A 4,394-nucleotide genomic window follows, 5' to 3' on the forward strand; every position below is an offset into this window, starting at 1 on the left:
CCGGCGGGCGCGGACCGGACGGCCGTCGGCCGCTGAACCGGACGCCACGGCAGGGCCGTACGCCTCGACAACCCCGCACGCGCGAAAGGCCGGTGCCGGCGCCCAGGAGGGGCGCCGGCACCGGCCTGTGCGGGGTTGTCGCGAAAGGGAGGGCTACGGCGTCACACCAGGCCCTGAGCCCTCATGGCCTCGGCGACGCGTTCGAAGCCGGCGATGTTGGCGCCGGTCGCGTAGTCGCCCGGGGCGCCGTAGAAGTCGGCGGTGTGCCAGCACAGGTCGTGGATGTCCCGCATCACCGTGGCGAGCTCGCTCTCCACCCGCTCCTTCGTCCACCTCTCGCGGGCGCTGTTCTGCCTCATCTCCAGGGCGCTGACCGCGACACCGCCCGCGTTGGCCGCCTTGCCCGGGCCGTACGCCACGCCCGCGTCGCGCAGAATACGGACAGCGGCCGGGGTGACGGGCATGTTCGCACCCTCCGAGACCGCCTTCACTCCCCCGCGCACCAGGGCCAGCGCGTCCTTGGCATCCAGCTCGTTCTGGGTCGCCGAGGGGAGGGCGAGGTCGGCGGGAACCTCCCAGACCGAGCCGCCTGCGACGTACCTCGCCGAGGCGCCGCGGCGCCGCGCATAGTCCTCGATCCGGCCGCGCTCGACCTCCTTGACCTGCTTGAGGAACGGTCCCCTGTCGAGTTCGGGCGCCTGCATAGGTGAAGGCCGCAACTCGACCGGGGAATGCGCGTCACAGCAGGTTGGGTTCTGCATCTGGGCTTGTTCCAGACTCGTCGTCGTGGATGTACATGATGTGTGAGTGTTTGCGGCCTGCGTATCGAGCGATGGCCTGATCGATGTCCGCGATGTCGGTATCGATGCGGCACTTTTGGAGGGACAGGACGCGTAGTCCGCCGTGTTTGCGAGTCAGGCATGACCAGCGGGGTTTCGGGATCTTCACTCCGGGGCGCAGCCAGACCATGATCGATTCGTCCAGCGGCTCGTGTCTGACGACCAGGCCAATGCGTTCGACGTCTCGCCATGGGACGTGCACGCGGTGCTGCAGGAATTGCAGGTCAAATCCTGAGGTGGTGACGCGGAAGAGCACGTGGTTCGCTCCCCTGAACACGTACAGCGGTGCTCCGATGAAGAGGAGGGGGAGAAAGATCATGTTTCTGAGTAAGACCACCCAGGTGACCGGGTTGTAGGTGCTTCCCATGGCGAGGGTCGGCAGGGCGACCAGAGCAAAAGCTGCGTTTACCCAGACCCTTGGCAGTCTTCCTCGGAAGAGTTGTCCATCTTCGCCTAGGGAGGTGCGCATCCAGGTGCTTGGATTGGAAGCAAGTTGTTCGTCGCTGGCGAAGTTCACGAGGGCTTCTTCTACAGCGGCTGTGTGTGTCGTGACTTCGTACAGCGGGCAGATGGTGACTGTTCCTGCGGTCAGTCGGGGCAGTAGTCGGTTGGTTCGGTCGATGGGTTCCTCGGCTTGTGCGGCCGGGCGTATGGCCAGTACGCCGTTTCTGCCGCTTCCGGGGGGCCAGGGGACCACGCCGATGCGGCTGACCTCTGACCACGCGTAAGCAAGGGCTGTTTCTCCGCAGGTGAATTCGATGCCCGCTCCGTTGATGGTGAGGCGCGCGGGATGCCGTACACGCATCACCGCGAATGTGCAGACTACGAGCAGCGCGGCACAGATCGTCAGGCCAGTCAGGTGTGTCGCTGTCTCGGTCAATAGCACACCTCGTGTGAGTTGGTTGAGTGCCGAGGCTCCGCAAAGGAGTGCGATGGCGGCCAAGGTGACGCGGCGGCTGGTGAAGGTGGCGCAGGTGGGAATCTGCCGGGGCGGCAGCGGTCCCAGTTCGGGGCATGGTGTCCAGGCCAGGTCGGCACACTGGGATAGGGCCAAATCAACTTCCTCGGGGCGGACTGCGATCCTGCGCAGGTCTGCGAAGCGCAATGCCTTGGCACGCCGGTCGTTGCGCGGGCCGGCGGTGGCGAAGGTGGCTTCGGAGACGAGGACCCCGGGTTTCAGTCGCACCATCACTTCGTAGCGCAGGCGTCGGCGTAGCCGGCGTCTGCGCGGGAGGATCCATACGCGAGCGACCGCGTGCCAGGGGTAGTAGAAGTGGCGTGAGGGGTTGCAACGCAGGTCGATGCCGTCGGATCTGACGGCCAGACAGTAGCCAGCGGGGTAGAGAGCGGTCGCCCACCAGATGAGGAAGGTCGCGCCGGCGGTGCCCGCGGCGAGTTCAGCGCCGCGTGGTGACTCGTCGAAGACGGACTGGTTCCCTCTTGGCAGGGTGATCAGTACGAGCGTGATCAGCAGTGCTTCGGTGGTCAGCAGCAGTGCCCAGGAGCGTCGGCTGGCGAATTGGCGGTTGGCCGTGAAGCGGATCTCTTTCCTGTGCCTTGCCTCGTCCAGCGCCGGCCCGTGGGGCGCGCTCGTCGGCGCGGTGGTGGAGGCGCGGTTGCGGACGAGGCCCAACTCGCCGTAGTGGTCCGAGCCTTGTTGCTTGGGCCGGGGATAGCCCCGTTCCTTGAGGGCTTGTGTCAGTGGCGTGTACAGGGCGGTCAGCGGCAGGGGGTCACCTGCGGCTGGCAGGCCGTCGCGCAGCAGGCGGATCAGTTCGCCAGTGAACGCGGTGTAGCGCTCGCCCGGTGGGGCGACAGATGCTTCGTCGCGGGAGGCGGAGGCGAGTACGTGGACACCGTGGATGTCGAGGTCGATTCCGGCGTCCTCGCCTGGGCCCATCAGCTCGTCCAGGGCCCAGCCGCTGTGGCAGCAGTCGAGGATGAGGATCTTGTTGCGGCACTCCGCGTTGTCGAGGATCTCTCGTACGGCCTGGAAGGGGATGGAGGTCCAGCGCAGGTCGTTTTGATCTGTTCCGGTCAGTGCGAGGTGGAGCTCTGTGAGGTCGCTGCTCAGGATGCCGTGTCCGGCGAAGTAGACCAGCAGCGTGTCCGGTGCGCCTGCAGCGGCTTCGCGCAGGCTGCGGCACACCTCACGCGGGTCGGTGGCGTCCTGGATGATTGTGCAACGCCCTGGAAGGAATCCGCCGGTCTGCTCAGCGGTGAGAATGTCGCGCAGGACGTCGAGGTTATTGCGCACGGCAAGCAGCGGGCACAGGTCTTCGCTGTCGTACTCCGAGGTGCCGATGAGGATTGCCCGTGATCCCCGCGGCTCGGGCAGCCGCATGCTTTACCCCTGGCCATTGGAATCGCGGAGCGCCGACTCCAGCAGTGCTCTTGCGTCTTCGGCGGACACGGCTGTGATTTTGGCGCTGCGCCCGTCGGGAAGCGTGACCTCGACAGTAGTGTCAGACCGGCGGGCTCGCAGGAGCGAGGGCAGTACGGTCACGAGGGCGCTGACTGCACCGCCGCTGCCCAGTGACACGGCGAGCAGCTGTGTCATGCTGCTACCCATGCGTCCTTCAGGGTCGGCGGAAAGTTCGTCGGCCGTAATGCGCTGGACCCGGCCACGAAGTTCTGGCTCGCTGTCCAACTGGCGCTGGAACTGGACGAGTTCCTTGGCTGTAATTTCCTCTGCGATGAACCGCAGGCGTATGTCGAGCAGTTCCATTGCATCCCCCGAGGCCTGAATCAGCGCATAGTTGTATCAGTGTGCCCACCACTCCCCCGGACGTCAGCCGGTCCGTACGCACCCACGGTGAAAATACGTCTCGCTTTGCCCTGCGCTGTTGCGGAGGAGTACAGGCTGTGACTCGCGCCAGGGCGCACCCCAACGGGAGTAGGAAGTCTCGACGTCGCTCTGCACGACTCGAAGAGGTCACGACATACCCAAGCCCGCGTCGTCGATCATCGGGAGGCCGCCGGTGGGTAGGGAGTCGTTGACGGTTTCCTGGACACCGAACAGCGCCGTCAACTCCCGCACAGAGGCCGCGAGATCGGGGCGTACTTCGGTCGGTCGGCCCAGCTCGTCGGAATTCTGCAGGCGGGCGTTCCACTGGACGCATCGTCCGGAGTCGAGAAGCGCGAGGACCGTCTCGGGATCGCTTGCAGAAGGTGCCGCTGCAGTCGCCTCGGCAGTGAGGGTTCTCTCCACTGGAGCAATGCTCAAGACCTGTGGATCACCTCAGGGAGGACGTGCCTTCCCGTGTGATTGATCGATAGGTCACCGAGCAAGACCGGTGTTCGCAGCACCGGCCGGGAAGGCACGTCCGTGCTCAGCGTGGTGAACGACGACGGCACCACCACCAACGGCTCCTCCCTGATCGACGAAATCGTCCGGGAGGGTGCGAGAAGGATGCTGACCGCCGCGTTACTGAGCTTGAACTCATGAAGTCGTTGGGGTGAGAGATAGTCCGGTTCCAGCGAGGCATCCGTCGATGAGGTGGGGGCGGTACTGGATCTTTCTCATGCCCTGCCGGATGGTCTGGATGAGGTGCT

Annotated in this window: 3 protein-coding genes and 1 pseudogene; all 4 read right to left on the reverse strand. The window is 65.5% G+C overall.

Going from position 1 to position 4,394, the window contains the following annotated elements:
* Positions 1-161: 161 nt before the first annotated feature.
* Positions 162-671, reverse strand: a pseudogene (locus tag R6V09_RS47045) (NADP-specific glutamate dehydrogenase); the annotation flags it as partial.
* 67 nt (positions 672-738) lie between these two features.
* Positions 739-3,183, reverse strand: coding sequence for a caspase family protein (locus R6V09_RS47050; protein WP_317887596.1), 2,445 nt, complete (start codon positions 3,181-3,183; stop codon positions 739-741).
* A gap of 3 nt (positions 3,184-3,186) precedes the next feature.
* A complete protein-coding gene (locus tag R6V09_RS47055) occupies positions 3,187-3,567 on the reverse strand; it encodes an effector-associated constant component EACC1 (RefSeq protein ID WP_317887597.1) in 381 nt (126 codons plus the stop codon).
* Between the two features lie 207 nt (positions 3,568-3,774).
* Positions 3,775-4,050, reverse strand: coding sequence for a hypothetical protein (locus R6V09_RS47060; protein ID WP_317887598.1), 276 nt, complete (start codon positions 4,048-4,050; stop codon positions 3,775-3,777).
* Positions 4,051-4,394 lie beyond the last annotated feature (344 nt).

The organism is Streptomyces sp. W16 (assembly GCF_033194735.1).
Classification (GTDB): Bacteria; Actinomycetota; Actinomycetes; order Streptomycetales; family Streptomycetaceae; genus Streptomyces.